Origin of the sequence: Mycolicibacterium holsaticum DSM 44478 = JCM 12374, assembly GCF_019645835.1 — a bacterium.
GTDB classification, from domain to species: Bacteria; Actinomycetota; Actinomycetes; order Mycobacteriales; family Mycobacteriaceae; genus Mycobacterium; species Mycobacterium holsaticum.
Genome location: NZ_CP080998.1, coordinates 3,474,395 through 3,500,449, shown reverse-complemented (window position 1 = coordinate 3,500,449; position 26,055 = coordinate 3,474,395). Strand labels below are relative to the sequence as shown.

Genomic DNA, 26,055 nt, shown 5'->3' with positions numbered 1-26,055 from the left:
GAGGACATACCGATGACAGAGCAGAAACCAGATCCCGCCCCGGCCGGCCCCGAAAGGGCCGCGCCGGCGGCGGGATCTGCTCGTCCGGCCACCGACCTCGCCGCAGCGTGTGAACGGCTGCTCGCAGGTCCGACCCCGCAGTTGGATTCGGCCGCGCTCCGCAGCGCACTTCTGGAGCTGCACGAATTCTGGCTCAGCACAAAGGCTGCCGAGATCGGCATCACGCCCACCAGCGGCTTCGCCATCGTCGCCACCGGCGGGCTCGGTCGCGGTGAACTGGTGCCGTACTCCGATCTGGACCTGACCTTGCTACACGACGACATGCCGCCCGACGTCGTGGGCAAGGTGGCCGAACTGCTGTGGTATCCCTTCTGGGACGCGAACATTCGCATCGACCACAGCGTGCGGACGGTGCCCGAGGCGTTACGGGTCGCCGGTTCGGATATCTCGGCCGGGCTGGCGATGCTGGAGGCCCGACACATCGCGGGCAACGCCGACCTGGCGGCGGGATTGATCAGCGGGGCGCGCAGGCAGTGGCGTACCGGAATCGCCTCGCGGTTCGACGAACTCGTCGAGCACACCAAGGCGCGTTGGCAGCGCAGCGGTGAGATCGCACACCGCGCCGAACCGGATCTCAAGTGCGGACGCGGCGGGCTTCGCGACGTGCAACTGCTCAATGCGCTGGCCATCGCGCAGCTGGCCGACGTGTATCCCAGCCGGTCGTCGGCCTCACCGATCGGAACCCTCGGTGAGGCGCACCTTGCGCTGCTCAACGTCCGCACCGAACTGCACAGGGCCGCCGGGCGCGGGCGCCAGGTGCTGCTGGCCCAACATGCCGACGAGATCGGCAGCGCACTGCAGATCGGGGACCGGTTCGATTTGGCGCGCATGCTTTCCGACGCCGCGCGCACCATCAGCTTCTACGTCGACGCGGGCCTGCGCACCGCGGCCAACGCGTTGCCGCGCCGCGGGCTCGCCGCGTTCCGCAGACCCACCCGCCGTCCCCTCGACGAAGGGGTCATCGAGTTCGCGGGCGAGGTGATCCTGGCCCGTGACGCGCGTCCGGAGCGCGATCCCGGGCTGGTGTTGCGGGTGGCGGCCGCCTCGGCCACCACCGGTTTGCCGATGGCGGCGTCCACCCTGGGCCGGCTCGCCGAGACCGCACCGGAGTTGCGCACCCCCTGGCCGCGCCAGGCCCTCAAAGACCTGCTGGTGATGCTGGCGGCCGGTACTGCGACCGTGACGACCGTCGAGGCGCTGGACCGCACCGGGCTGTGGGGCAGGCTGTTCCCGGAATGGGGTGCGGTGCGCGATCTTCCGCCGCGCGACGTTGTGCACATTTGGACGGTCGACCGCCACCTCGTCGAAACCGTCGCCTGCGCAAGCGCATTCACCACCCGCGTGTCACGTCCGGATCTTCTGGTGCTCGGTGCGCTGTGTCACGACATCGGCAAGGGCCGCGGCGGCGACCACAGCGTCATCGGCGCCGAGTTGGCCGTCCAGATCGGCACGCGGCTGGGTCTGTGGCCCTCCGACGTCGAGACGCTGTCGAAGATGGTGCGCTACCACCTGCTGCTCGCCCACACCGCGACTCGGCGCGATCTGGCCGACCCCAAGGTGATCGCCTCGGTGGTCGACGCGCTCGACGGGGACGCCGTGCTGCTGGAGTTGTTGCACGCGCTCGCCGAGGCGGACTCTCAGGCCACCGGGCCCGGGGTGTGGGGTGACTGGAAGGCCTCCCTGATCGGCGACCTGGTGCGGCGCTGCCGGCTGGTGATGGCCGGCCAGCCGCTACCGCAACCCGATCCGATTGATCCGCACCATCTTTCGCTGGCCGCCGATGTCGGTGTGCATGTCGAGCTGGTGGCCGGGGACAGCCCGCACATCTACCACGTCACGATGATCGCCCCCGACCGCCGGGGGTTGTTGTCCAAGGCGGCCGGCGTGCTCGCACTCAACTCGCTGCGGGTGCACTCGGCGTCGGTCAACGGCCTGTCCGGTTCGGCGATCAACACCTTCGTGGTGTCGCCGCATTTCGGCTCTCCACCGTCTGCGGAACTGTTGCGCCAGCAGTTTCTGCTCGCGCTCGACGGTGACCTGGACGTGCTGGCGTCGCTGGACCGTCGCGACCAGGAGGCAGCTCAGCACGGCACCGTGCGGGCCGGGCAGGCGCCCGCCGCAGTGCCCATCAACCACGTCGTCGCCCCGCCGCGGATCCTGTGGTCAGAGGGCGCAGCGCCCGGGGAGCAGGTGGTGCAGATCCGCAGTATCGACCGCACCGGCCTGCTGGCGCGGCTGACGGCGGTGTTCGAACGCGACGGCGTCGACATCGCCTGGGCCAAGGTCACCACCATGGGGTCCTCGGTGGTCGACGTCTTCGGGGTCACCGGCGACGCGGCCAGCCGTGGCGACATCGAGCGCGATCTGTACGCGGTGCTGCCCGCGCCGCCCGCGCCGCCGGTCAAGCCGGTTTCGGAGGCCGGATGAGCCCGCGCTAGCTCGGCGCAGGCCCGGCGACGTCGTGGTGTAGCCAGGATCGAGGTGGGGGGCGACCTCGACGACTTCCATATCTCCCATGTATGGGCCGGTTCGTGCGCCGGCAGAACCGACGCGACAACCGACGCGGTGTCTCGCATTCGCCACCGGCGGTGCGTCGAACCGATGAGGCGCGCTCCGAGGGAGTGCGCGGCGGCCAAGTAGTCTTGGCCTCGTGTTTGAATCCCTGTCCGACCGGTTGACCGGCGCCCTGACGGGGCTGCGCGGCAAGGGCCGGCTGACCGACGCCGATATTGACGCGACGGCCCGCGAGATCCGGCTGGCGCTGCTGGAAGCCGACGTGTCGCTGCCCGTCGTGCGCGACTTCGTGGCGCGCATCAAGGAGCGCGCCAAGGGCGCGGAGGTATCGGCGGCCCTCAACCCCGCCCAGCAGGTCGTCAAGATCGTCAACGAGGAGCTGGTCACCATCCTCGGCGGCGAGACACGCCAACTCGCGTTCGCCAAGACCCCGCCGACGGTGATCATGTTGGCCGGCCTGCAGGGCTCCGGTAAGACGACGCTGGCGGGCAAGCTCGCCAAATGGCTCAACGGCCAAGGGCACACCCCGCTTCTGGTGGCCTGCGACCTGCAACGTCCCGGCGCGGTCAACCAGCTGCAGATCGTCGCCGAACGGGCCGGCGTACAGGTGTTCGCGCCGCACCCCGGCGTGGGACCCGAGGGCCAGGAGAACGCCGCACCCGGCGATCCGGTCGCGGTGGCCGCCGCCGGGCTGGCCGAGGCGAAAGCCAAGCACTACGACGTCGTCATCGTCGACACCGCAGGCCGGCTGGGCATCGACGACGAGCTGATGAGCCAGGCCGCGGCGATCCGCGACGCCGTCGACCCCGACGAAGTGATCTTCGTCCTGGACGCGATGATCGGCCAGGACGCCGTCACCACCGCCGAGGCGTTCCGCGAGGGCGTCGGCTTCACCGGCGTGGTGCTGACCAAGCTCGACGGCGACGCCCGTGGCGGCGCGGCGCTTTCGGTGCGCGAGATCACCGGTGTGCCGATCCTGTTCGCCTCCGCAGGGGAGAAGCTCGAGGATTTCGACGTCTTCCATCCCGACCGGATGGCCAGCCGGATCCTGGGCATGGGCGACGTGCTCACCCTGATCGAGCAGGCCGAACAGGTCTTCGACGCGCAGAAGGCCGAAGAGGCCGCCCACAAGATCGGCAGCGGGGAGCTGACGCTGGAGGACTTCCTCGAGCAGATGCTGGCGATCCGCAAGATGGGCCCGATCGGCAACCTGCTGGGCATGCTGCCCGGCGCCGGGCAGATGAAGGACGCGCTTGCCGCCGTCGACGACAAACAGTTGGACCGGCTGCAGGCCATCATCCGCGGCATGACTCCCGAGGAACGGGCCGACCCGAAGATCATCAACGGGTCGCGCCGGCTGCGCATCGCCAACGGTTCCGGCGTGACGGTCGGCGAGGTCAACCAGCTCGTCGAGCGCTTCTTCGAGGCCCGCAAGATGATGTCGCAGATGGCCGGGCAGATGGGTATGCCGTTCGGCCGCAAGAACTCTCGCAAGGGCGGCAAGAAGGGCAAGAAGGGGAAGAAGGGCGGAAGGGGCCCGACGCCGCCGAAGGCGCGCAACCCGTTGGGCGCCGGGATGCCGGGGCTGCCCGCGGGCTTCCCCGACCTGTCGGACATGCCCAAGGGGCTCGACGAGTTGCCGCCCGGCCTCGCCGACATCGACCTGTCGAAGCTGAAGTTCCCGAAGAATTGACCCGCCTACATGTGCGCGGGCGCGGGCTGCCCGACGAGGAACCGGTCGAGTGGTGGATCGTCGACGGCGTGCTGAGCGCCGAGCCGGTCGCCGACGCCACAACGGTTTTCGGGGCTGATGGCGCCGAGGGCTGGATCCTGCCCGGTCTGGTCGACGCGCACTGCCACGTCGGGCTCGGTGACCACGGACCGCTCGACAACCTCGAGGACTGCGTCGCGCAGGCCGAATTGGAACGCGACGTGGGGGCGTTGCTGTTGCGCGACGCCGGTTCGCCGATCGACACCCGCCCCCTGGCCGACCGCGACGACCTGCCGGAGATCATCCGGGCCGGCCGCCACCTCGCCCGGCCCAAGCGCTACCAGCGCGGGTACGCGGTTGAACTCGACGACGAATCCGCGCTGCCCGCCGCGGTGGCCGAACAGGCCAGGTTCGGTGACGGCTGGGTCAAGCTGGTCGGCGACTGGATCGACCGCGACATCGGGGATTTGGCGCCGCTGTGGTCCGACGACGTGCTCAAGGCCGCGATCGACGCCGCCCACGCCAACGGCGCCCGCGTCACCGCGCACGTGTTCAGCGAGGATGCGCTGCCCGGGTTGATCAAGGCCGGCATCGACTGCATCGAACACGGCAACGGGCTCACCGACGACACCATCGACTTGATGGTGGAGTACGGCACCGCGCTGGTGCCGACGTTGATCAACGTGGAGAACTTTCCCGGAATCGCCGCGGCGGCAAGCAAATATCCCGCCTATGCCCAGCACATGCGTGACCTCTACGACCGCTGCCCGGCGCGGATCGGCGCCGCGCGCGAGGCCGGGGTGCCGATCTACGCGGGGACCGACGCGGGAAGCACGGTCGCCCACGGCCGCATCGCCGACGAGATCGACGCGCTCAAGGGCATCGGGATGAGCCCGACGCAGGCGCTGGGCGCCGCGTGCTGGGATGCCCGGGACTGGTTGGGCCGGCCGAGCTTGCAGCACGGCGCACCCGCGGATCTGGTGTGTTTCAGCGAGGATCCGCGCACCGGCGCGGCCGTCGTCAACCACCCCGATCTGGTGATCCTGCGCGGGGTCACCTTCTAGCGCGAGCAGACACAAAAAGGCGTGTGCACGGTCTGATTCGCACGACTCTGCGTCTGCTCGCCGAGAAAACCGTCACGAGGATTGGCTGAACCCCCAGTCCAGCAGCTGGATCGCCTGCCCGTACAGATCGCCGCTGCCGTACAGCTGCGCCACCACCAGCCGGCGGCCATCGCGTTGTGCGGCACCGACATACGTCTTGCGGGCGAGGTTGGTGTAGCCGGTCTTGCCGACCAGCGTGCCCGGATAGCGCATGAGCAGTTCGTTCTGGTTGACGATGGTCTTGGGCCCGCTGTCGGTGGGGAACAGCGACGACGGCTGACGCACAATCGCCGCGAACACCGGATACCGCAACGCCGCACGGTAGATGACGGCCAGATCGTTGGCGGTGGTGACCGACTCCATCCCGGGCCCGTCCAACCCCGACGGCGACGAGGCGCGGGTGCTCTTGGCGCCCAGCGCCGCCGCTTTGGCGTTCATCCGCGCGACCGTGACACGGTAACCGCCCAGGCCGTCGGCCAACGTGTTGGCCGCGTCGTTGCCCGACACCAGCATCAGCCCGTCGAGCAGTTGGCGCACGGTGTATGCCCGGCCCGCTTTGACGCCGGCGCATGAACATTCCACGTCGGCCGCGGCCTGGGTGGCGCGGACCACCGCGTTCAGCGGCAAATGGTCGAGCACGACCATCGCCAGCAGCGCCTTGATCGTGCTGGCGGGTGCATGCGGCTCATAAGGGTTGCGGGAAGCCAGAATTCGTCCACTATCGAGGTCGGCGAGCAGCCACGCCTGCGCCGGACCTTCGGGTAACGCGACGGCCCCCGATGGTCCGACACCGGGCTGGGCGGGCGCCGGGGCTGCGATACCGATCGCTGCCGACAGCGCAATGGCCAACGCGGCCAGCAGCTTTCGCATGGGCGCCGAGCGTATCCACCGCGGTCGCCAACGCGATCTCGACTCGGTTGCGATTCGGCAACTTCTACGGCGCCGGCACCCTGAAATCCGCGCGAGCAGGTGAAACCCGGGCCGCGGGAGAAGCGGCAGTACGTTACAGGCGGCCGATGCTGGCGTTCGGATCGAGCGCGAAGCCCCAGTCGAACAGGGTGGCGGCCTGATCCCAGTAGGTCGGCTGGCCCGGCTCGTTCATGCCGTACATCAACGCCACCACCAGTCGACGGCCGTTGCGTTCGGCGGCGCCGACGAACGTCTTGCGCGCGATGTCGGTGAAGCCGGTCTTGCCGCCGATCGTGCCGGGATAACGTTGGAGCAGTTCATCCTGGTTGACCAGCACCTTGTCCCCGGTCTTGGTCGGGAAAGCCGCGGTCGGCTGGCTGGTGATCTGGGCGAACACCGGGTTGGCCATCGCGGCGCGGAAGATCACCGCAAGGTCGTGCGGTGAGGACCACATCGCGATGCCCGGGCCGTCCAGCCCCGACGGTGAACCGGCGTTGGTGCCGTACGCGCCGAGCAGCGCCGCCTTGGCGTTCATCTTCGTCACCGCCACGTCATGGCCGCCCAGCATGGTGGCCAGCGTGTTGGCCGCGTCGTTGCCCGACACCAGCAGCAGCGCCTCGAGTAGCTGACGCGCGGTGTACACCATGCCCGGCGTCACCCCCGCGCAATTGCATTCCACCTTGGTGTCGGCCTCGTTGGCGACGACGGTGGCATCCAGCGGCAGCTCGTCGAGCACCGTCAGCGCCAACAGCACCTTGATGGTGCTGGCGGGCGCATACTGGCCGAACTCGTCTCTGCCGGCCAGTACGGCGCCGCTGTCCATGTCGGCGACCACCCAGGCCTGCGCGGGGCCTTCGGGGATCGGGACCGAACCCGCGGGCTGCTCGACGCCGAGCGGGGCGGCCGTGGCCGCCGCGGATTGTCCGAGGAACAGGCACAGGGCGGCCGTCAAGCCGATCAACAGCCTTCGCATGGGCACGCAGCTTAGTCGTGTTGAATCGACACATGTTGAGCCTGGAAGAGATTTCGGATCGGTTGGAGATCCAGCAGCTGCTGGTCGACTATTCGACGGCCATCGACCGACGACGTTTCGATGACCTCGATCGCGTGTTCACCCCGGATGCCTACATCGACTACCGGGCGATGGGCGGCATCGACGGCCAGTATCCGGCCGTGAAGGCCTGGCTGGCCGAAGTGCTGCCGAACTTCCCCGCATACGCCCATCTGCTGGGCAACTTCGACGTCCGCATCACCGGTGACACCGCGTCGTCGCGGACCCTCTGCTTCAACCCGATGGTGATGGGCGGGGAGCACAACCAGATCCTGTTCTGCGGGCTCTGGTACGACGACGAGTTCGTCCGCACGGGGCAGGGCTGGCGGATGAGCCGTCGGGTCGAGACCAAGTGCTTCGACAAGATGGTGTGACTTCGTGAGCGCGGAACGGGTCAAGACGATCGAGCGCGCGCTCGGTGTCACCGACCTGGCCGAGGTGACGTCGGCGGTGCGGGCGTTGACGCCCTCTGAGGTCGTCGACGTCCTCGAACGCCAGGACAGCACCGATCGCGCCGTGCTGTACCGGCTGCTGGCCAAAGACCAGGCGCTGCGGGTTTTCGAGGCGTTGGACCCCAGCCTGCAGAGCGACCTCATGCGCGCGCTGCAGGACGACGACGTCGCCGCGTTGTTCGCCGGTCTGGAACCCGACGACCGGGTGGAGTTGCTCGACGAACTGCCCGCCTCGGTCGCCCTACGCCTGATGCGCGGTCTGCCGGCCCGCGAACGCGACATGACCGCGGGCATCCTGGGCTATCCGCCGGGCTCGATCGGCAGGCGGATGAGCCCGGAGTTCGTCGCCTTGCGTGCGAGTTTCACTGCGGGGCAGGCATTGTCGGTGCTCGGCGAGCGCCTGGCCGACGCCGAGACGGTCTACACGCTGCCGGTGACCGACGACCAGCGGGCCGTCGTGGGCATCGTCAGCCTGCGCGATCTGATGAGCGCATCGCCGGACACCCCGATCCGCGACGTGATGCAGCATGCGTACGTCGTGCAGGCCACCGACAGCGCCGAGGAGGCCGCGCGGCGGTGCGCGGGCCTGAAACTGCTGGCTCTTCCGGTGGTCGACAGCGAGTCGCGGCTGGTCGGCATCCTCACCGTGGACGACGCGCTGCGCATTCTGGAAGCCGCCGAGACCGAGGACCAGGCCCGCATCAGCGGTACCGAACCGTTGCGTCGGCCCTACCTCGCCAGCCCGGTCAGCGCGCTGGTGCGGGCCAGGGTGGTCTGGCTGCTGGTGCTGGCGATCGGCGCCACGCTCACGGTGCAGGTGCTGGAGGTGTTCGAAGCCACGCTGAGCGAGGTGGTGGCGCTTGCCCTGTTCGTGCCGTTGCTGATCGGCACCGGCGGCAACACCGGTAACCAGGCCGCCACCACGGTGACGCGGGCGCTGGCGCTCGGTGACGTCGAACCCCGCGATATCGCCAAGGTGCTGGCGCGCGAGTTCAAGGTCGGGATCGCGCTGGGTCTGTTGCTCGGGTCGGTGGCGTTCGTGGCGACGACGGTGGTCTATGACCGCCAGTTGGGCCTGGTGATCGGGCTGAGCCTGCTGGCGGTGTGCACGATGGCGGCCACTGTCGGGGGCGCGATGCCGTTGCTGGCCCGCGCCGTGCGCGCCGATCCCGCGGTGTTCTCCAACCCGTTCATCACCACGTTCGTCGACGCCACCGGACTGCTGATGTACTTCCTGATCGCCAGGGCCGTTCTGGGCATCTGATTCGATTTCCGCTGGATGGCTCGGTTCTGGCAGAATAGGCGGCTGTCTGCCCACGGCCACGGCCGCGCGGCGGTCACACACGTAAGGCAAAACCGGACCCGGGCAGCCCGCCCCGGTCGCTGAATTGCCAGCGTGGCAATCACAGGAGAAGTCGCTTAACTATGGCTGTCAAGATCAAGCTCACCCGGCTTGGCAAGATCCGCAACCCCCAGTACCGCATCTCGGTCGCCGACGCGCGCACCCGCCGCGACGGCCGCGCCATCGAGGTCATCGGCCGGTACCACCCGAAAGAAGACCCCAGCCTCATCGAGATCGATTCGGAGCGCGCGCAGTACTGGCTCAGCGTCGGCGCCCAGCCCACCGAACCGGTCCTGGCGCTGCTGAAGATCACCGGTGATTGGCAGAAGTTCAAGGGTCTGCCCGGCGCCGAGGGCACGTTGAAGGTCAAGGAGCCCAAGCCCAACAAGCTCGACCTGTTCAACGCCGCGCTGGCCGAGGCCGAGGGCGGCCCGTCCACCGAGGCCAGCCAGCCCAAGAAGAAGAAGGCCCCGGCAGCCAAGAAGGCGGCGGACAAGGCGAGCGAGGAGTCGGCCAAGAAGGGCGTCGAAGCCGAGGCCACCGCCGACCCGTCCGGCGCCAAGGACGCATCTGAGGCGGCCGCAGAAGGTGACGACGCCACCGTGGCCGGCGCCGCGGAGAACGCCGCCTCGGGCGAGTCCGCGCCGGCCGAGAGCTGAGCACGGCCGTGAGCTCAGTCGTCGTCGACGCCGTCGAGCATCTGGTCCGCGGCATCGTGGACAACCCCGACGATGTCCGGGTCGACATGGTGACCAACCGCCGGGGCCGCACCGTGGAGGTCCATGTCCATCCCGACGACCTCGGCAAGGTGATCGGCCGCGGCGGTCGTACCGCGACCGCGCTGCGCACGCTGGTCGCCGGGATCGGCGGTCGGGGTATCCGTGTCGACGTGGTGGACACCGACCAGTAGAGCCCGGTAGAGGCCGCATGGACCTGGTTGTCGGGCGGGTCGTCAAGGCGCACGGCGTCACTGGCGAGCTCGTCGTCGATGTCCGCACGGACGATCCCGACGAGCGGTTCACCGCCGGCGCGATCCTGCGGGGCCGGTCGGCCAGGGGAAGGTCCGAACAGCGCTACGTCATCGAATCGGTGCGCCCGCACGGTAATCGGCTGCTGGTGCGGCTGGCCGGGGTGGTCGACCGGGACGGCGCAGACGCGCTGCGGGGCACTCTGTTCCTCGTGGACGCGGCCGATCTGCCGCCCATCGACGACCCCGACGAGTTCTACGACCATCAACTCGAAGGGCTGCAGGTGCGCACCGTCGACGGCGCCCAGATCGGCACTGTCGCCGAGGTGTTACACACCGCCGCAGGCGAACTGCTCGCAGTCCGCACCGGTGAGCGGGAAGTGCTGGTGCCGTTCGTCAGCGCCATCGTCACGTCGGTGTCGCTTGCCGACGGCGTGGTCGAGATCGATCCGCCCGAGGGTCTGCTGGAGGTTTGACGAGGAATGCGCACATGCACATTGACGTGGTGACGATCTTTCCCGACTACCTTGACCCGCTGCGACAATCCTTGCCGGGCAAGGCTATCGACGCGGGCATCGTCGAGTTCGCGGTGCACGACCTGCGGCGCTGGACCCACGACGTGCATCGGTCCGTCGACGATGCGCCCTACGGCGGCGGGCCCGGCATGGTGATGAAGGCCCCGGTATGGGGCGATGCGCTCGACGAAATATGTTCGCCGGACACGCTTCTGGTGGTGCCCACACCTGCCGGTCGGCTGTTCACCCAGCGCGACGCCCAACGGTGGAGCACCGAGAAGCATCTGGTGTTCGCCTGCGGGCGTTATGAGGGCATCGACCAACGCGTCGTCGAAGACGCGGCCCGCAGGATGCGTGTCGAGGAGGTGTCGATCGGCGACTACGTGCTGCCCGGTGGTGAGTCGGCGGCGCTGGTGATGATCGAGAGTGTGGTGCGCCTGCTGCCCGACGTTCTGGGCAATCCTGCGTCGCACCACGACGATTCGCATTCCGACGGGCTGTTGGAAGGGCCCAGCTACACCCGGCCGCCCAGCTGGCGCGGCCTGGACGTGCCGGAGGTGCTGCTGTCGGGAGATCACGCCAAGATCGCGGCGTGGCGTAACGGGCAGAGCCTGGAACGCACCCGCGACCGGCGCCCGGACCTGCTGCGCTAGATTCGCCCGCCGGGGAACATCGTCTTGACGGCATCGGTGATGGTGTTACGCGCGGTGACGTCGTCGGTAGGTTGCATGGCACCGATCGCCATCACATAGCGACGATCCGGCCCGATCACACCGCTGGACAGGTGCACCCAGTTGCCGCCGTTCCAGCAGCAGAACCAGCCCTGTTTGACCGCGACCGGTTCGGCGTAGAGCCCATCGGGAATGCCGAACCGTTGCGGGTACACGCCACCGGGCACCGTGCCGTCCGGCGCGGTCGGGGTGTGCCCCGCCAGATCGGACAGGATGACGTCGGCCTGCTCGGCAGGCAACCCGCCCGCACCGGAAAGCAGCAGGTCGTAGTAGCGGACCAGGTCGGCCGACGTGCTCAGCGTGTTGAACCAGCGCCCGTTGTACGGCGCCGTCGTGGCACCCAGGCCGTAGCGCTCCTTGATCCGGGAGATGATCTCGCTGCCCCCGCTGCGGTTCCAGAAGACCTCGGCGGCGCTGTCGTCAGATGCGCGCAACATGAAGTCGAGGGCCGCGCGGTCCTCGGGAGACAGCTGAGTCTTGCCCTCGGCGACCTGTAGCAGCAGATCATCGGCGATGAACACCTTGACCACCGAGGCGATGGGCATCGCCATCGCGTTGCCGTTGGAGACGATCTGGCCGGTGTTGCGGTCCAGCACGGTGGCGGTGAGGTCGGCGCCGGCGGCCGCGGCGTCCGCGGTGGCCTGCTGCGTCCTGTCCTGAAGGCCGGCGAACGACGCGGCGGCTTCGCCAGGCGGGGCTTCCGGCAGCGGCGCCATGCTGCCCTGCGGTGCGACGACGACGACGGGCGCTTCAGCGGGCGGGGGAGGTGTGCCGTACACCTTGGCCTCGCAGCCAGCGCCCGCGAGAACCGCAACACCAGCGGCGGCTATGGCCGTGACCAGCTTCGACGGAGGCCGTCGCATTGCCCTCCTTCGCGTCGTGTTCGCGTCGTAGGGGCACAACGCAGGTTCAACCACGCCATACCCTCTGTCATGCAGACTAACCACCACCGCGCCGCACGGCTTGGCCGACACCACCGGGCTGCGGCGCCGTGGCTACGGCATTCACCGGAGGAATTCGCCGGATTTCAGAGTTTCGGCGCGGATCTGGCACAATTGAGCAGTTGTCTACGCAGTTGCAGGAGACCGCTGGCGCTGCCCACTGCGAGATACACCCCACACGCCCGATCCATCGGCTCGGCCACGCGTCGCAAGGGCGACCGCGGCGCCGACAGCCCAACAGCAAGGAAGTGTCACCGATGAACACGCTGGACTTCGTCGATCAGACGTCGCTTCGCGACGACATCCCGGCCTTCGGCGCCGGCGACACCGTCAACGTCCATGTGAAGGTCATCGAGGGCTCCAAGGAGCGCATCCAGGTCTTCAAGGGTGTCGTTCTGCGCCGCCAGGGCGGTGGTATCCGTGAGACCTTCACCGTGCGCAAGGAAAGCTACGGCGTCGGCGTCGAGCGGACGTTTCCGGTGCACTCGCCGAACATCGACCACATCGACGTCGTCACCCGCGGCGACGTCCGCCGCGCCAAGCTGTACTACCTGCGTGAACTGCGCGGCAAGAAAGCCAAGATCAAGGAAAAGCGCTGACACCTCGCCGGCGGCATCCGCTCGGAGTGTGATCGTTGGACCGCTCGCCGCGCGATGCCGACCGACGCGCTGGCTACGCTGATGCGGTGACCGGACCCACTGCGCCAGACGAATCGTCTGCCGAGCCCGACCTCGACGACACCGTTTCAGAACCCGACACGGCGGACGAGAACGAGAAGCCCAAGAAGAAACACGGCGCGGTGCGGGAATTCGCGATCCTCATCTCGATCGCGTTGGTGCTCTACTACGTGATGCTGACGTTCGTCGCGCGGCCCTATCTCATCCCGTCGGAGTCCATGGAACCCACGCTGCACGGCTGTCCGGGTTGCACCGGGGACCGCATCATGGTCGACAAGATGACCTACCGGTTCACCGCGCCCGAACCCGGTGACGTTGTGGTGTTCAAGGGACCGCCGAACTGGAACGTGGGCTACAAGTCGATCCGGTCCGACAACGCCGCGGTGCGGTGGGTGCAGAACGCGTTCTCCGTCATCGGGTTCGTCCCGCCCGACGAGAACGACCTCGTCAAGCGGATCATCGCGGTGGGCGGGCAGACCGTGGAATGCCGGGAGAGCACCGGGCTGACGGTCGACGGCAAACCGCTCGACGAGCCGTATCTGGACCGGGAAACGATGAACGTGCCCGATCCGAACTTCTACAAGTGCCTCGGGCCGGAGTTCGGACCTGTGTCAGTGCCCGAGGGCAGGGTGTGGGTGATGGGCGACAACCGCACGCATTCGGCCGACTCGCGGGCCCACTGCACCAGCACACCCGCCGATGCGCAACGTGGCATCCTGTGCACCGGTGATCCGACGGCAGGCACCGTGCCGGTGGACAATGTCATCGGAAAGGCGCGCTTCATCGCCTGGCCCCCGACGCGCTGGGGCGGCGTGAGCAGCGTGAACCCCCAGACCTGACCCCACACGCAGTAGGAGATTTACTGTTGCCGGCGACCTGGCCTCCGCGAACGGTGATCCGGAAGTCCTCGAGCCTGCGAACGCTGGAGTCCGCCCTGTACCGAAGCGGTCTCGGGCCGGTCGCCGGCGTCGACGAGGTCGGCCGTGGTGCGTGCGCCGGGCCGCTGGTGGTCGCCGCATGCGCGCTCGGACCGAACCGTCTGGAGAGCCTGGCGGCGCTGGACGACTCCAAGAAGCTCAACGCGAGGGAACGCGAGCGGCTTTTTCCGCTGATCTGCCGCTACGCGCTGGCCTACCACGTGGTGTTCATCCCGTCGGTCGAGGTGGATCGTCGCGGTGTGCACGTGGCCAATATCGAGGGGATGCGCCGGGCGGTGGCCGGTCTTTCGGTGCGGCCCGGCTACGTGCTCTCCGACGGGTTCCGGGTGCCCGGGCTGCCGATGCCCTCGCTGCCGGTGGTGGGTGGGGACGCGGCGGCGGCCTGCATCGCCGCGGCCAGTGTGTTGGCCAAGGTCAGTCGTGACAGGCTGATGGTCGAGATGGAAGCCGAGCACCCCGGCTATGGCTTCGCCGAGCACAAGGGCTACAGCACCCCGGCGCACAGCGCGGCGCTGGCCGAGCTCGGGCCGTGTACCCAGCACCGGTACTCGTTCATCAACGTGCGCCGGGTCGCGACCAAGACGGGGATCAAGGTGGTCACGGAGTTGATCACCGGCGGGCCGGCGAGCGACGGCTCGGGGACGGATGACGGGGGTGAACCGGAGCAGTGCGTCGAGTTCGGATAGTGGGAGAATTGACGAGATACCGCATGTGCGACGAGCGGACGTGCCGGTGGGACCGATATGAAGGACAGCTGAGCTGATGAGTGCCGAAGATCTCGAGAAGTACGAAACCGAGATGGAGCTCTCGCTCTACCGCGAATACAAGGACATCGTCGGACAGTTCAGTTACGTCGTGGAGACCGAGCGCCGTTTCTATCTGGCCAACAGCGTGGAAGTGGTGCCACGCAACTCCGACGGCGAGGTGTACTTCGAGTTGCGGCTGGCCGACGCCTGGGTGTGGGACATGTACCGGCCCGCGCGGTTCGTCAAACAGGTCCGGGTGATCACCTTCAAAGACGTCAACATCGAAGAGGTGGAGAAGCCGGAGCTGCGCCTGCCCGAGTAGCAGGCCTGCTGAAATTTACACGGGCGCAAGCACTGCGGTGATGCGCCCGCGTCCCACTCTTTTTATATAAAAATTGCAATTTTGGATATCCGGGGTAACTTCCCAGCGATCATAGGTGCCACACCGACGGTGTGGTGGGCAGGACCCGTACGGTCTCAGTGCGCCACTTCCGTCGAATTCGACCTAAAATTTGCTCCATAGTGACGACCGGGTTCGGCATCTAGAACGCGTCGGACACGGGCCGACACGACGTTTCGTGTGTAAGACAGATAACTTCGATATGTATCGCGCCTCGGGGATACCTGTGCTGAATTGCGCAAGACCGATATGCAGCAAACGCGGACTGTGGCATGACGAGCATGTCGGGCACAGGTAACCAAGACAGGCGCACGGTCGATCCGCGAGACATTGACCCAAAGATATGTTCCGGCGTAAAGTGCTGCACCGTCGTCGAACGCGCGATGGGGGTGCAACCCGCTTGTCATACCGAACGCAGCGGCGCCGTTTGGTGCGTCCCTCGTGCGGAGGCGGTCGATGACACATCCGCTGCTGCGTCCACTGGTCGGGCTGGTGTCCATCGTCGTGGGCGTGGTGGTTGTCGTGTTGGCGGCGAACCTGTTCCGCGGCGCCTTCACTGATTCCGTACCGGTCACGGTGATCTCCCAGCGGGCCGGATTGGTGATGAACCCGGACGCCAAGGTCAAAATCCGGGGTGTACAGGTCGGCAGGGTCGCCGCCATCGAGGAGCTGTCGGACGGCCGGGCGGCGATCCACCTCGACATGGATCCGTCGCGGTTGGATGCGATACCCGCCAACGCGCTCGTCGACATCGCCTCGCCGACCGTGTTCGGCGCCAAACAGGTGCAGTTCGTCTTTCCCCGCCACCCGTCAGCGGAGTCGCTGCAAGCCGGTCAGGTGGTGACTGCCCAACACGTCATGGTCGAGGTCAACACCGTATTCGAGCAACTGACCTCGGTGCTCTCGAAGGTCGAGCCCGCCAAGCTCAACGCCACCCTCGCCGGGATCGCGTCGGCGGTCAGCGGCCGCGGCGAAAAGTTCGGCCAGATGCTGTCGGACCTGCACGCCTATCTGGCCACGCTCGAACCCGCCCTGCCCGCACTTCGCGCCGACCTGCAGGCCGCACCTGGCGTCGTGCGGAGCTACGCCGATGTGGCCCCCGATTTTGTCTCGATCGCCGACAACGCAGCGCAGATCAGCGACTCGATCGTCGACGAGCAGTCCAACCTCGATGCGGCGCTGGTGAGCGTGATCGGGTTGGCCGACATCGGAAACCACGTCCTCGCCGAGAACCGCCAACCGCTGACCGATGTGCTGCGCCTGCTGGTGCCGACCACCGATCTGCTCAACGAGTACAACCAAGCGCTGTGGTGCAGCCTCGCCGGAATGGTGGAGGCGACCCACGTTCCGCCGTTGAAGGAGCCGGGGGTTGTGGTGCTGGCCGGCTTCCTGTGGGCCCAGGAGCGATACCGTTACCCGCTGGACCTGCCCAAGGCCGGCGCCGAAGGCGGCCCCCAGTGCACCGGGCTGCCGAAAATGCCGTTCGAAGCCGCTCCGCCGTACGTCGTCGCCGACACCGGAACCAACCCGTGGCGACGCACCTATCCGGGCGTCGTGCTCAACTCCGACCTGATCAAGCAGATCATGTTCGGCGACAACGAGACCGCCGGGCCGCCCCGCAACACCGCCCAGATCGGCCAACCCGGATGAGGCGATCGTTTCGACCCACGGTCATCAAGTTCGCGATCTTCGCGGTCGTGATGAGCTTGCTCACGGCGTCCTTGTTCTTCATCTTCGGCCAGTACCAAACCGGTTCGCGCAAGGGCTATTCGGCGGTGTTCGCCGACGTGTCCCGACTCCAGCCGGGGGAGTCGGTGCGGGTCGCGGGCATGCGGGTCGGCACGGTGAACCGCGTCGAACTCCAACGCGACAAATCGGTGGTCGTGACGTTCGACGCGGATCCCAACGTGGCGATGACCGACAGTACCCGGGCGGCGGTGCGCTATCTCAACCTGGTCGGCGACCGCTACCTGGAGTTGATCGAGGGTCCCGCGGGCGCACCGCTGCCGCCTGGCGGGCAGATCCCCAAAGTCCGAACCCAGTCGGCGCTCGATCTCGACCTGCTCCTCGGCGGGCTCAAACCCGTTCTGCGCGGACTCAATCCGCAGGATGTCAACGCGCTGTCGGCCTCGATCATCGGAATCTTTCAAGGCCAGGAGAACACGCTGCAGTCCCTGTTCTCCAACACCTCGGGCTTCACCGCGGCGCTGGCCGAACACAACAGGACGATCCAGGCGCTGATCAACAATCTGCGCACGCTGCTGGCGACCCTGACCAAAGAGGGCGACAAGTTCTCCGACACCATCGGGCAGCTCGAGAACCTCGTCACCCAGCTTGCCGCCGAACGCGATCCGATCGGATCGGCCATCGAATCGCTGAACGACGGGACCGCGTCGGTGGCCGACCTGTTGGGCGATGCGCGTACGCCGCTGGCGGGCACCGTCGACGAGCTCAGCAGGCTGGCCACCCACCTCGACATCCAGAAGGACCGGCTCGACACCAGCCTGCAGAAGGCCCCGGACAACTACCGCAAGCTGGTGCGCACCGGCGCATACGGCAGCTTCTTCAACTACTACATCTGCGAGCTGAAGTGGCGGGTGACCGATCTGCAGGGTCGCACCGCGGTCTTCCCGTGGATCAAGCAGGAGAACGGGAGGTGCACCGAGCCCTGATGCGCAAATACCGAGGCACACAGCTGGTTCGGGCGGGGCTTCTCGGCGTCGTCCTGATCATCCTGGTCATCGCGGTCGGCCTTTCCCCCGAACCCCTGGTGTCGTGGGCGACGTCGATCCGGTACCAGGCGCAGTTCACCGACGCCGGTGGCATCACGCCGGGCAACGACGTGACGATCTCCGGACTGAAGGTCGGCTCGGTCTCCGGTGTTGCGTTGGAAGGACGCAATGCCGTGGTGACGTTCATCGTCGACGGGACGGTTCAGCTCGGATCGGACACCACCGCGCACGTGCGCACCGGCACACTGCTGGGGGAACGCATCCTGACCCTGGAGTCCGGCGGCGACGGCACGATGAACCCGATGGACGTCATCCCGGCGTCGCGCACGGCATCGCCCTATTCGCTGACCGAAGCCGTCAGCGAGCTCACCACGAACACCGCGGGAACCGACACCGCCTCGCTGAACCAGTCGCTGGACACCTTGTCGGCGACCCTGGATCAGGTTGCCCCGCAACTGGGTCCGACCTTCGACGGGCTGACCCGGCTGTCACAGGCGATCAACGAACGCGATGACACGCTGGGTGATCTGCTCGAGAACGGTGCCGATATCACCGGGATCCTTGCGGACCGCAGCGCGCAGGTGAACACCCTGATCCTCAACGCCAACGACCTGGTGGCGGTGCTGTCGGAGCGCCGGCGCGCGATCGTCGAGCTGCTGGTTCACACGTCGGCGTTGTCCAAGCAGATGTCGGGTGTGATCCGCGACAACGAGCGTGAGCTGGCGCCGACGCTGGACAAGCTCAACGGCGTCACCGCGATACTGGAGAAGAACCGCGACAACATCGCGAAAGCCCTTCCGGGCCTGGCGAAGTTCCAGATCACCCTCGGAGAGACCATCGGCAACGGCCCCTACTACCAGGCCTACATCCCCAACATCATGTTCGCCCAGTTGCTGCAGCCGTGGCTGGACTACGCGTTCGGGTTCCGGCGCGGCGTCAATGCCGGCCAGCCACCCGACAACGTCGGTCCGCGTGCTGAACTTCCGTTCCCGTACAACGGCATTCCCCAGCCGTGGGAGCAGTGGGGGGAACCGCCGCGATGATCCGGAGCCGTGGTGTGCGCCTGGTGCTGGCGGTGACGCTGACCGCGCTGCTGGTCTGCGGGGTCGCCGTGGTGATCGTGCGCACCCTGTCGCGGCCCACCGTGATCATTGCCCATTTCACCACCGCCACCGCGATCTATCCCGGCGACGAGGTCCGCATCGCGGGCGTGAAGGTGGGCTCCATCGAGTCGATCGAGCCGATCGGCACACAGGCGAAGATGGAGCTGTCCGTGCGGCACGGCGTCACGGTGCCAGCCGACGCCAAGGCCGTCATCGTCGCCCAGAACCTCGTCTCGGCCCGCTATGTCCAACTCACCCCGGCATACGAGTCAGGGCCGGTCATGCGGAACGGCACCGTGATTCCGGTCGAGCGCACCGCCGTCCCGGTGGAGTGGAACGAGGTCAAAGAGCAACTGATGCGGCTGGCAACCGAACTGGGGCCCGGCGGTGACACCGCTGCCGCGGAGACGGGTTCGGTCGGCCGGTTCATCGACAGCGCGGCCGCGGCGATGGACGGTAACGGCGACAAGCTGCGCCAGACACTGGAGCAACTGTCGGGGGTGGGCCGGATCCTGGCCGACGGCGGCGGCAACATCGTCGACACGATCACCAACCTGCAGACCTTCGTGACCGCGCTGCGCGACAGCAACCAGCAGATCGTGCAGTTCCAGAACAGGTTCGCCACGTTGACCAGCGTGGTCAACGACAGCAGGTCGGAACTGGATGCGGCGCTGACCGACCTGTCCGAGGTCGTGCGCGAGACAACCCGTTTCGTGCGCGACACCCGGGACAAGACCTCTGAGCAGATCCAGCGGCTGGCCAACGTCGCACAGAACCTCGCCGAGCACCGCATGGAGCTGGAGAACGTCCTGCACATCGCGCCGCACTCGATTGCCAACTCGGTCAACATGTTCGACCCGCGCACCGGGGCGGCGAGCGGAGTGTTCGTGTTGAACAACATGGCCAACCCGGATTGGTTCATCTGCGGCATGATCGGTGCCCTGCAGAACGTCACCGCCCCGACCACCTCCACGCTGTGTTCCCAGTACCTCGGCCCCGGGTTACGTCTCGCGAACTTCAACAACCTGCCGTTTCCGTTCAGCTTCCTGTTGAGCTCCAATCCACCGCCGTACATGTTGCGCTACAGCGAGCCGGGCCTGATGCCAGGAGCGGACGGCCCGCCGCCGGGACCGCCGGATCTGCCACCCGCCGTCTCGGCGTACACCGGCGCCGGCGACGTGCCCCCACCGCCCGGCTACGGACCGGTCCCCGGCCCGCCGCCACTGCCGCCCGCCGGACCGCCGACGCTGCAGGACATCCTGCTGCCAGCCGAGCGGTCGCCGGCCCCCGGCGCGGTGTCTGCGCCGGACGACGGGACACCACCGTGATCGGTATGCGCGTGGGACGGCGGATGTTGGCGGCCGGCTTGACCGTGGCCATGACCGCCACCGGCTGCGCGTTTGACGGGGTGAACTCCCTACCGCTGCCCGGTGCGGTGGGGCGCGGGCCCGACGCGCAGGTGTATCACGTCGAACTCGCCAATGTCGGGACACTGGAGTCCAATTCACCGGTGATGATCGACGACGTCGTGGTCGGCAGCGTCGGCGCGATGAGGTTGCACGGCTGGCATGTCGACCTCGAGGTGTCGTTGCAACCGGATGTCGTAGTGCCGGCCAACGCGGTGGCGACGGTCGGGCAGACCAGCCTGTTGGGCTCGATGCACGTCGCGCTGGATCCACCGCCCGGTGAAGCCCCGAGCGGGCGGCTGTCGCCCGGCGCGACAATCGGTTTGACCGCCTCGTCGACCTACCCGTCGACCGAACAGACGTTGTCCGCGCTGGCGGCCGTCGTCAACGGCGGCGGGCTCGGCCAGATCGGCGACATCATCGGCAATTTCAACGCCGCACTGTCGGGCCGCAAAGATGTGGTGCGAGATTTGATCACCCGGCTCGACACGTTCGTCGGGACCCTGTACGAACAGCGCGACAACATCATCGCGATTATCGAGGAACTGAACCGGTTCTCCGAGCGGCTCGGCAGCCAGCAGGAAGTGCTCACCCGGGCGCTGAACAAGATTCCGCCGGCCCTGGACGTCCTGCTGCGGGAACGGCCGAAGATCACCACGGCGCTGGCGCGGCTCGGGGAGTTCAGCGACACCGTCTCCGGGCTCGTGAACGACACGCACGCCGATCTGGTGAAGAACCTGCAGAATCTCGAGCCGACTTTGCGTGCGCTGGCCGACGTCGGACCGGAGATCGACAGCGCGCTGGCCTACCTGCCGACGTTCCCCCTGACCCAGAACATCATCGACCGCGGTGTGCGCGGTGACTACATGAACCTGTTCGTGACGGTGGATCTCACGAATTCCCGCATCAAGCGGGGCCTGCTGCTCGGAACCCGGCTGGGACAGGACCGGGCGTCGTTGATCCCCGCACCGGGTGATCCCGGCTACGACGCCTACTACACGAAGTTCCCGCTGGGCGTCGGTACCTCACCGCCGTTCGGACCGATCCCGAATGCGGCTCCGGCGCCGTGGGAACCCGGGGGCGGTGGCTGATGCTGTCGCGGTTGGTCCGGATTCAGTTGGTGATCTTCACGATCGCCTCGATCGTCGGCGTGCTGGTGATGGTGTTCACGTACATGCAGGTGCCTACGCTGCTGGGTGTCGGGCGGCTCACGGTGAAGCTGGAGCTGCCCGCCTCGGGCGGTCTGTACCGCTTCGCCAACGTCACCTATCGAGGGGTACAGATCGGCAAGGTGACGGCGATGGACGTGTCACGCACCCATGCCACCGCAACCCTATCGCTGGACACCTCACCGAAGATCCCCGCCGATCTGGTGGTCGAGGTGCGCAGCGTGTCCGCGGTCGGCGAGCAGTACGTCGAACTGCTGCCGCGCACCGACTCGCCGCCGTATCTGCAGGACGGGTCGGTCATCGCGATGGCTGACACCAGAATTCCGCAACAGGTCAGTCCGATGCTCGATCAGGTCAGCGCCCTGCTCAACAGCATCCCGAAGGACAGCCTGAGCGGTTTGATCGACGAATCGTTCACCGCGTTCGGCGAGACGGGCTACGAATTGGGTTCGCTGGTCGACAGCTCGTCGCGGATCTCGAGCGATCTGAACTCGGTGGCGCAGCGGTCGGCCACCCTGGTTGAAGACACGCGGCCCCTGCTGGTTTCGCAGGCGCAGACCACCGACGCGTTGGAGTTGTGGGCGCGCAGCCTGGCGGGCATCACCGGCCAGGTGGTGACCAACGACCCGCAGATACGCACGCTGTTGCAGCGCGGACCCGAGGCGGCCAAGGAGGTCTCACAGTTGCTCAACCAGGTCAAGCCGACCCTGCCGGTGCTGCTGGCCAACCTCACCACCTTCGGCCAGGTCGCGGTGACCTACCGGCCCTCCCTCGAACAGGTTCTGGTGTTGCTACCACCGTTTGTGGCCAACACGTTGGCCTCGTCGCCGGAGAACAACCCGACGGGTATCCCGTTGGGCGACTTCCGCATCCAGATCGCCGACCCCAATCCGTGTACGGTCGGGTTCCTGCCGCCGTCGTCCTGGCGCAGCCCCGCAGACACCACCACGCTCGACACCCCGGACGGCATCTACTGCAAGCTGCCCCAGGACTCGCCGATCGTGGTCCGGGGAGCCCGCAATGCGCCGTGCATGGGCGTGCCCGGTAAGCGCGCACCCACGGTCGAGATCTGTTACAGCGACGAGCCCTATCGACCGCTCGCGATGCGCGAGCACAGCCTCGGCCCGGCGCCGATCGATCCGAACCTGATCGCGCAGGGGGTGCCGCCCGATGACCGGGTGAGCTTTCAGGAGAACATTCACGCTCCGATCGAGGGCACCCCGCCGCCGCAGGGCCCACCGCCGGCAGCCGCTGTTCCTGCGACACCAAACTCCTTGGATGCCAAGGATTCCACGCCGGGACCGTCGGTGGCGATTGCACATTACGACCCGCAGACCGGCCAGTTCGCCACCCCGGACGGCACGGTCGGCCACCAGACCGACCTCGTCGACCCGCCGAAGAACTGGCAAGACCTGGTGTTCAAGGGGCAACGATGATGCGGGTTCGGATGGTGGCGAGCGTGGCGGCAGCGGTGATGCTGTGGTCCGCCGGTACGGCGGCCCCCGCACAGGCCCATGACGAGGTGGCGCTCAACGGCACCTACGCCGCGTTCTCCGACGGCCGGTGGGCGAAGACGAATGACTCCCGCCACGACGAGAAGAGCGTGCACCAGAGGTGGACCATCACGTCGACGTGCACGACCTACCAGGATTGCACCGGCCGGGTGGTCAGCGACCACGGCTGGAGCGGAGATCTGGTCTACCTGAGCGGGCGTTGGAAAGTCACTCACACCATCGAGAACTGGGAGCCGTGCATCGACGGCACGGCATACCCGGGGCGGCAATCCTTCATCTTCTGGGTGGGTTACCCCGCGGTGCCCGGTCAGTACGGGGGGTGGGACAGGACCGAAGGGCCAAGTGGCGCGTGTGGTTTCAACAAGGTTCTCGACATCGAGATGCCGTTCACGCTCACCCGCGTGGATTGAACGCGTGCTGCGGAATCGTCAACGGCAGGTCGACCGCGCTGAGTAGCCCCGGTTGTGCGGCAACGACATACGGTACCGCGTTGACCACCCGCATCGCGGTGGCGACCATGGCGCCCGCGCCGGAGGTCATGTGCTCGATGGCGGCCTTCTTGCGGTCACGGATGGTGGGTGTGAGCGTGCACTCGATATCGGGTTGGCCGGTGATCACCACACGGTAGGAGAGGTCGCCGTTGCCCTGCGGCCAGTCGGGGGCCACGTCGGGTGCGAGCCTGGTGACGTGTTCGATGACGATCGCCTCCACCCCGTCGACCACGCCGATGGCCTGCATCCGCAGGGCACCGCAGGTGCCTGCCTCGACGGTGCCCATCGCGACCTGCAGCGTGCGGTTGGTCACCTGTCGATCGAACTTCTCCCGCACCTCGGTCACCTCGACGCCGAGCGCGTCGGCCATCATGCGGATTTGTCCCTGCCACTCGCCTGCGATTGCACCGGGGATCGCGATCCACGGGTCGTAGTCGAGGGGCCGGCCGAAACCCATTGCGTCGCTCATGATGTCGGCCACCCCGTAGTCGTCGTACAGGGCGATCTCGTTGGCGTAGATCTTCTCGATCTGACTGGACTGCGTCGACAACACGAGCGGCAGGTAGTCGGCGGCGAAGCCCGGCTCGATACCCGAGGCGTACAGCGAGACCTGGCCTTCCTTCGCCGCGGCGGTGAGTTGATCGCGCCACTCGGCCGGTTCGTAGGCATGCGGGTTGACCAGGCGGGTGGTGCTGGTCGTCACGACGTTGATGCCCGCGGCCAGCAGTTTCACGTAGTCCGGGATCGCCAGCGCGTCACGCTCGGGTCCGCTGGCCGCATAGATGACGCAGTCGGGCTTGAGCGCGATCAACGCGTCGGCGTCGGTGGTGGCTTTGAGCCCGATCGGATCGCCGTTGGTGAGTTCGCCGGCGTCCTTGCCGTCCTTGTCGGGGGAGTGCACCCACACGCCCACGAGCTCCAGATTGGGCCGCCGCTCGATGGCGCGGATGGCGATCGCGCCGATTCCGCCCGTCGACCAAACCACCACGCGGTACGTACCGTCTGTCATCACCCCTCCTTCTCGGGAGCGCCCAGGAGACTGCTTGGTACGAATATAGGCGTCGAGAATAGTATTCACTATTAAATCGGAAAGCAGAACAAAATTTAGGTTATAGTCGGTCGGCGTGACCACCTGCCGGACGCGGCGCTGATGTTCACGCTGCGGTGCGACATGCGGGCACCCGAGGGTGGCGCAGCCACCACGGACCTCTACGCGACCGTCATCGACGAGGCCGCCGCATACATCCGTGCGGGCCGGCCGCTGCCATTGCTTCCGCTGTGCGGCGGCGTCCCGTGGTCGCGTGCGAACGTGTATGAACGACAGGAGGACTCGTGACATCACCGCTGCGAACCGTGGTCTGGTCCACCGGAGGTGTCGGATCGATTGCGATCGACGCGATCCGGCGCAGACCCGATCTCGACCTCGTCGGGGTATGGGTGCACTCCGAGGAGAAAATCGGCAGGGACGCCGGGGAGTTGGCCGGCGGGAGCCCGATCGGGGTGGCCGCGACCAACGACGCCGATGCGCTCATCGCCATGCGGCCCGACTGTGTCGTGTACGCCGCCAGCGGGCCGGAACGCGACGCCGGCGCGGTGCCGGACTACCTCAAGCTGCTCGAAGCCGGGATCAACGTGGTATCGACGACGTCGACGACCCTGATCTATCCGCCCGCGTACTACTCGCCCGACTGGCGCGACCAGTTGGAGAAGGCGGCCAGGGCGGGCAATGCCTCGTTCTACGCCTCCGGCATCTTCCCCGGGTTCGGCTCCGACCAGCTCGCGCTGTTGCTCGCGACCCAGTCGAAGACGATCCGGTGTCTGAAGGTCACCGAGGTCGCACTCAACGACCATTATCCGGTGGCCGACGTGATGATGAACGGGATGGGCTTCGGCCATCCGCTCGATTTCGAACCGCTGATGAAGACGCCGGGGTTCATCGAAATGGCCTGGCGGGCCCCGATTCACCTGATGGCAGCGGGCCTCGGGGTTGAGGTCGAGGAGGTCCGCGGCGCTTTCGACCGGCGGCTCACCGACAGGGACATCGAGGTCGCGTTCGGGACGATCAAAGCCGGCACGTGCGGTGCGGTGAGCACCCGAGCCGCGGGCGTGGTCAACGGCCGGGAGGCCATCGTCGTCGAGCACATCATCCGGATGGCGCGCGACGTGGCGCCGGATTGGCAGGCATCGGAGTTCGACGCCACCTACCGCGTCGACATCGAGGGGGATCCCGACATCCACTGCGCGATGAACATGGGCGCCGCCGAGGGGCACGGCGCGGGCCACGCCGCGATGACCGCCACGGCGATGCGGGTCGTCAATGCCATCCCCTATGTGGTCGACGCGCCTGCCGGCCTGCTGAGCTCGTTGGACCTGCCGAATACGCTGCCGCGCAACGCTTTCGATTGATCGGAGGGTTGTGGTGTTCTCGATTCGGTGCGATATGCGCGCACCTGAGTTCGGCGCCCCGACCACCGACCTCTATGCGGCGGCGATCGCGGCGCGGACCGAGCGGTTGATGCTCAACGTGGCACCTGCTCCACGATACCCAGATGTATGCCAGGTGCAATCCCGGAAACGAAGCCT

At 67.3% G+C, this 26,055-nt stretch carries 26 protein-coding genes; 22 read left to right on the top strand and 4 right to left on the bottom strand.

Annotated features, from left to right (window positions below; all coding sequences use genetic code 11):
- The first annotated feature begins 12 nt into the window (after window positions 1-12).
- The 3 genes from K3U96_RS17005 (at window position 13) to K3U96_RS16995 (ending at window position 5,349) form a co-directional block, all read left to right on the top strand.
- The gene (locus K3U96_RS17005) at window positions 13-2,487 is read left to right on the top strand and encodes a [protein-PII] uridylyltransferase (RefSeq protein WP_220690479.1); all 2,475 of its coding nucleotides are present in this window, start codon (window positions 13-15) and stop codon (window positions 2,485-2,487) included.
- 223 nt (window positions 2,488-2,710) lie between these two features.
- Window positions 2,711-4,267 carry a signal recognition particle protein gene (gene ffh / locus K3U96_RS17000; RefSeq protein ID WP_069406593.1) on the top strand — a complete coding sequence of 519 codons (1,557 nt, stop codon included), beginning with the start codon at window positions 2,711-2,713 and terminating at the stop codon, window positions 4,265-4,267.
- Window positions 4,264-5,349, top strand: coding sequence for an amidohydrolase family protein (locus K3U96_RS16995; RefSeq protein ID WP_220690478.1), 1,086 nt, complete (start codon window positions 4,264-4,266; stop codon window positions 5,347-5,349). The genes ffh and K3U96_RS16995 overlap by 4 nt, the downstream gene beginning before the upstream one ends.
- Window positions 5,350-5,421: 72 nt before the next feature.
- Here the strand turns inward: K3U96_RS16995 and K3U96_RS16990 are convergent, their stop codons facing one another.
- Window positions 5,422-6,258: a D-alanyl-D-alanine carboxypeptidase family protein gene (locus K3U96_RS16990; protein ID WP_220690477.1), complete on the bottom strand. Its 837-nt coding sequence runs from the start codon at window positions 6,256-6,258 to the stop codon at window positions 5,422-5,424.
- A 133-nt stretch (window positions 6,259-6,391) separates the two neighbouring features.
- Window positions 6,392-7,270 (bottom strand): D-alanyl-D-alanine carboxypeptidase family protein, encoded by an 879-nt coding sequence (locus tag K3U96_RS16985; RefSeq protein WP_220690476.1) that lies wholly within the window; start codon window positions 7,268-7,270, stop codon window positions 6,392-6,394.
- Window positions 7,271-7,302: 32 nt separating this feature from the next.
- Here K3U96_RS16985 and K3U96_RS16980 point away from each other — a divergent pair, with 32 nt between their 5' ends.
- The 6 genes from K3U96_RS16980 to trmD all read left to right on the top strand — a co-directional run bounded on the left by K3U96_RS16980 (window position 7,303) and on the right by trmD (window position 11,277).
- Window positions 7,303-7,722, top strand: coding sequence for a nuclear transport factor 2 family protein (locus tag K3U96_RS16980; RefSeq protein WP_069408194.1), 420 nt, complete (start codon window positions 7,303-7,305; stop codon window positions 7,720-7,722).
- A 4-nt stretch (window positions 7,723-7,726) separates the two neighbouring features.
- Window positions 7,727-9,064, top strand: a complete 1,338-nt coding sequence (gene mgtE, locus K3U96_RS16975; protein WP_220690475.1) for a magnesium transporter — start codon at window positions 7,727-7,729, stop codon at window positions 9,062-9,064.
- Between the two features lie 161 nt (window positions 9,065-9,225).
- Entirely contained in the window at window positions 9,226-9,801 is a 576-nt protein-coding gene (rpsP, locus tag K3U96_RS16970; RefSeq protein ID WP_220690474.1) for a 30S ribosomal protein S16, read from the top strand.
- 8 nt (window positions 9,802-9,809) lie between these two features.
- Window positions 9,810-10,052, top strand: a complete 243-nt coding sequence (locus K3U96_RS16965) for an RNA-binding protein (protein WP_003928628.1) — start codon at window positions 9,810-9,812, stop codon at window positions 10,050-10,052.
- A gap of 17 nt (window positions 10,053-10,069) precedes the next feature.
- Window positions 10,070-10,585, top strand: a complete 516-nt coding sequence (rimM, locus tag K3U96_RS16960) for a ribosome maturation factor RimM (RefSeq protein ID WP_220690473.1) — start codon at window positions 10,070-10,072, stop codon at window positions 10,583-10,585.
- A 14-nt stretch (window positions 10,586-10,599) separates the two neighbouring features.
- Window positions 10,600-11,277, top strand: a complete 678-nt coding sequence (trmD, locus tag K3U96_RS16955; RefSeq protein ID WP_220690472.1) for a tRNA (guanosine(37)-N1)-methyltransferase TrmD — start codon at window positions 10,600-10,602, stop codon at window positions 11,275-11,277.
- On the opposite strand, the gene K3U96_RS16950 is transcribed toward trmD, so the two are convergent.
- Complete coding sequence (locus K3U96_RS16950; protein WP_220690471.1) at window positions 11,274-12,218, bottom strand: serine hydrolase; 945 nt, start codon at window positions 12,216-12,218, stop codon at window positions 11,274-11,276. The genes trmD and K3U96_RS16950 overlap by 4 nt on opposite strands.
- 335 nt (window positions 12,219-12,553) lie before the next feature.
- Here K3U96_RS16950 and rplS point away from each other — a divergent pair, with 335 nt between their 5' ends.
- From rplS to K3U96_RS16895, 11 genes are all read left to right on the top strand, one after another.
- Window positions 12,554-12,895 (top strand): 50S ribosomal protein L19, encoded by a 342-nt coding sequence (gene rplS / locus K3U96_RS16945; RefSeq protein ID WP_069406625.1) that lies wholly within the window; start codon window positions 12,554-12,556, stop codon window positions 12,893-12,895.
- An 86-nt stretch (window positions 12,896-12,981) separates the two neighbouring features.
- Complete coding sequence (gene lepB / locus K3U96_RS16940; protein WP_220690470.1) at window positions 12,982-13,812, top strand: signal peptidase I; 831 nt, start codon at window positions 12,982-12,984, stop codon at window positions 13,810-13,812.
- Between the two features lie 26 nt (window positions 13,813-13,838).
- Window positions 13,839-14,597, top strand: coding sequence for a ribonuclease HII (locus K3U96_RS16935; RefSeq protein ID WP_230982180.1), 759 nt, complete (start codon window positions 13,839-13,841; stop codon window positions 14,595-14,597).
- Between the two features lie 76 nt (window positions 14,598-14,673).
- Window positions 14,674-14,979: a DUF2469 domain-containing protein gene (locus K3U96_RS16930; protein ID WP_128107358.1), complete on the top strand. Its 306-nt coding sequence runs from the start codon at window positions 14,674-14,676 to the stop codon at window positions 14,977-14,979.
- A 534-nt stretch (window positions 14,980-15,513) separates the two neighbouring features.
- On the top strand, window positions 15,514-16,707 hold the full coding sequence (locus K3U96_RS16925; protein ID WP_220690469.1) for an MCE family protein: 1,194 nt from the start codon (window positions 15,514-15,516) through the stop codon (window positions 16,705-16,707).
- Window positions 16,704-17,729 carry an MCE family protein gene (locus K3U96_RS16920; RefSeq protein ID WP_220690468.1) on the top strand — a complete coding sequence of 342 codons (1,026 nt, stop codon included), beginning with the start codon at window positions 16,704-16,706 and terminating at the stop codon, window positions 17,727-17,729. The genes K3U96_RS16925 and K3U96_RS16920 overlap by 4 nt, the downstream gene beginning before the upstream one ends.
- On the top strand, window positions 17,729-18,832 hold the full coding sequence (locus tag K3U96_RS16915; protein ID WP_220690467.1) for an MCE family protein: 1,104 nt from the start codon (window positions 17,729-17,731) through the stop codon (window positions 18,830-18,832). The genes K3U96_RS16920 and K3U96_RS16915 overlap by 1 nt, the downstream gene beginning before the upstream one ends.
- Complete coding sequence (locus tag K3U96_RS16910) at window positions 18,829-20,220, top strand: MCE family protein (protein ID WP_220690466.1); 1,392 nt, start codon at window positions 18,829-18,831, stop codon at window positions 20,218-20,220. The genes K3U96_RS16915 and K3U96_RS16910 overlap by 4 nt, the downstream gene beginning before the upstream one ends.
- 5 nt (window positions 20,221-20,225) lie before the next feature.
- The gene (locus K3U96_RS16905; protein WP_230982179.1) at window positions 20,226-21,389 is read left to right on the top strand and encodes an MCE family protein; all 1,164 of its coding nucleotides are present in this window, start codon (window positions 20,226-20,228) and stop codon (window positions 21,387-21,389) included.
- Complete coding sequence (locus K3U96_RS16900; RefSeq protein ID WP_220690465.1) at window positions 21,389-22,903, top strand: MCE family protein; 1,515 nt, start codon at window positions 21,389-21,391, stop codon at window positions 22,901-22,903. The genes K3U96_RS16905 and K3U96_RS16900 overlap by 1 nt, the downstream gene beginning before the upstream one ends.
- Complete coding sequence (locus tag K3U96_RS16895) at window positions 22,900-23,391, top strand: Rv2253/PknI dimerization domain-containing protein (RefSeq protein ID WP_230982178.1); 492 nt, start codon at window positions 22,900-22,902, stop codon at window positions 23,389-23,391. Before K3U96_RS16900 ends, K3U96_RS16895 begins: the two co-directional genes overlap by 4 nt.
- On the opposite strand, the gene K3U96_RS16890 is transcribed toward K3U96_RS16895, so the two are convergent.
- Entirely contained in the window at window positions 23,375-24,481 is a 1,107-nt protein-coding gene (locus tag K3U96_RS16890) for an NAD(P)H-dependent amine dehydrogenase family protein (RefSeq protein ID WP_220690464.1), read from the bottom strand. The two genes, K3U96_RS16895 and K3U96_RS16890, sit on opposite strands and share 17 nt — an antisense overlap.
- A gap of 141 nt (window positions 24,482-24,622) precedes the next feature.
- Here K3U96_RS16890 and K3U96_RS16885 point away from each other — a divergent pair, with 141 nt between their 5' ends.
- A complete protein-coding gene (locus K3U96_RS16885) occupies window positions 24,623-24,808 on the top strand; it encodes a hypothetical protein (protein WP_220690463.1) in 186 nt (61 codons plus the stop codon).
- Window positions 24,805-25,878, top strand: a complete 1,074-nt coding sequence (locus tag K3U96_RS16880; protein WP_220690462.1) for an NAD(P)H-dependent amine dehydrogenase family protein — start codon at window positions 24,805-24,807, stop codon at window positions 25,876-25,878. Before K3U96_RS16885 ends, K3U96_RS16880 begins: the two co-directional genes overlap by 4 nt.
- Window positions 25,879-26,055: the final 177 nt, after the last annotated feature.

Coding starts and splice junctions, on each gene's coding strand:
- K3U96_RS17005 (WP_220690479.1), top strand. CDS start 13: ATGACAGAGCAGAAACCAGATCCCGCCCCGGCCGGCCCCGAAAGGGCC.
- K3U96_RS16990 (WP_220690477.1), bottom strand. CDS start 6,258: ATGCGAAAGCTGCTGGCCGCGTTGGCCATTGCGCTGTCGGCAGCGATC.
- K3U96_RS16985 (WP_220690476.1), bottom strand. CDS start 7,270: ATGCGAAGGCTGTTGATCGGCTTGACGGCCGCCCTGTGCCTGTTCCTC.
- K3U96_RS16980 (WP_069408194.1), top strand. CDS start 7,303: ATGTTGAGCCTGGAAGAGATTTCGGATCGGTTGGAGATCCAGCAGCTG.
- rpsP (WP_220690474.1), top strand. CDS start 9,226: ATGGCTGTCAAGATCAAGCTCACCCGGCTTGGCAAGATCCGCAACCCC.
- rimM (WP_220690473.1), top strand. CDS start 10,070: ATGGACCTGGTTGTCGGGCGGGTCGTCAAGGCGCACGGCGTCACTGGC.
- trmD (WP_220690472.1), top strand. CDS start 10,600: ATGCACATTGACGTGGTGACGATCTTTCCCGACTACCTTGACCCGCTG.
- K3U96_RS16950 (WP_220690471.1), bottom strand. CDS start 12,218: ATGCGACGGCCTCCGTCGAAGCTGGTCACGGCCATAGCCGCCGCTGGT.
- rplS (WP_069406625.1), top strand. CDS start 12,554: ATGAACACGCTGGACTTCGTCGATCAGACGTCGCTTCGCGACGACATC.
- K3U96_RS16930 (WP_128107358.1), top strand. CDS start 14,674: ATGAGTGCCGAAGATCTCGAGAAGTACGAAACCGAGATGGAGCTCTCG.
- K3U96_RS16925 (WP_220690469.1), top strand. CDS start 15,514: ATGACACATCCGCTGCTGCGTCCACTGGTCGGGCTGGTGTCCATCGTC.
- K3U96_RS16920 (WP_220690468.1), top strand. CDS start 16,704: ATGAGGCGATCGTTTCGACCCACGGTCATCAAGTTCGCGATCTTCGCG.
- K3U96_RS16915 (WP_220690467.1), top strand. CDS start 17,729: ATGCGCAAATACCGAGGCACACAGCTGGTTCGGGCGGGGCTTCTCGGC.
- K3U96_RS16910 (WP_220690466.1), top strand. CDS start 18,829: ATGATCCGGAGCCGTGGTGTGCGCCTGGTGCTGGCGGTGACGCTGACC.
- K3U96_RS16905 (WP_230982179.1), top strand. CDS start 20,226: ATGCGCGTGGGACGGCGGATGTTGGCGGCCGGCTTGACCGTGGCCATG.
- K3U96_RS16900 (WP_220690465.1), top strand. CDS start 21,389: ATGCTGTCGCGGTTGGTCCGGATTCAGTTGGTGATCTTCACGATCGCC.
- K3U96_RS16895 (WP_230982178.1), top strand. CDS start 22,900: ATGATGCGGGTTCGGATGGTGGCGAGCGTGGCGGCAGCGGTGATGCTG.
- K3U96_RS16890 (WP_220690464.1), bottom strand. CDS start 24,481: ATGACAGACGGTACGTACCGCGTGGTGGTTTGGTCGACGGGCGGAATC.
- K3U96_RS16885 (WP_220690463.1), top strand. CDS start 24,623: ATGTTCACGCTGCGGTGCGACATGCGGGCACCCGAGGGTGGCGCAGCC.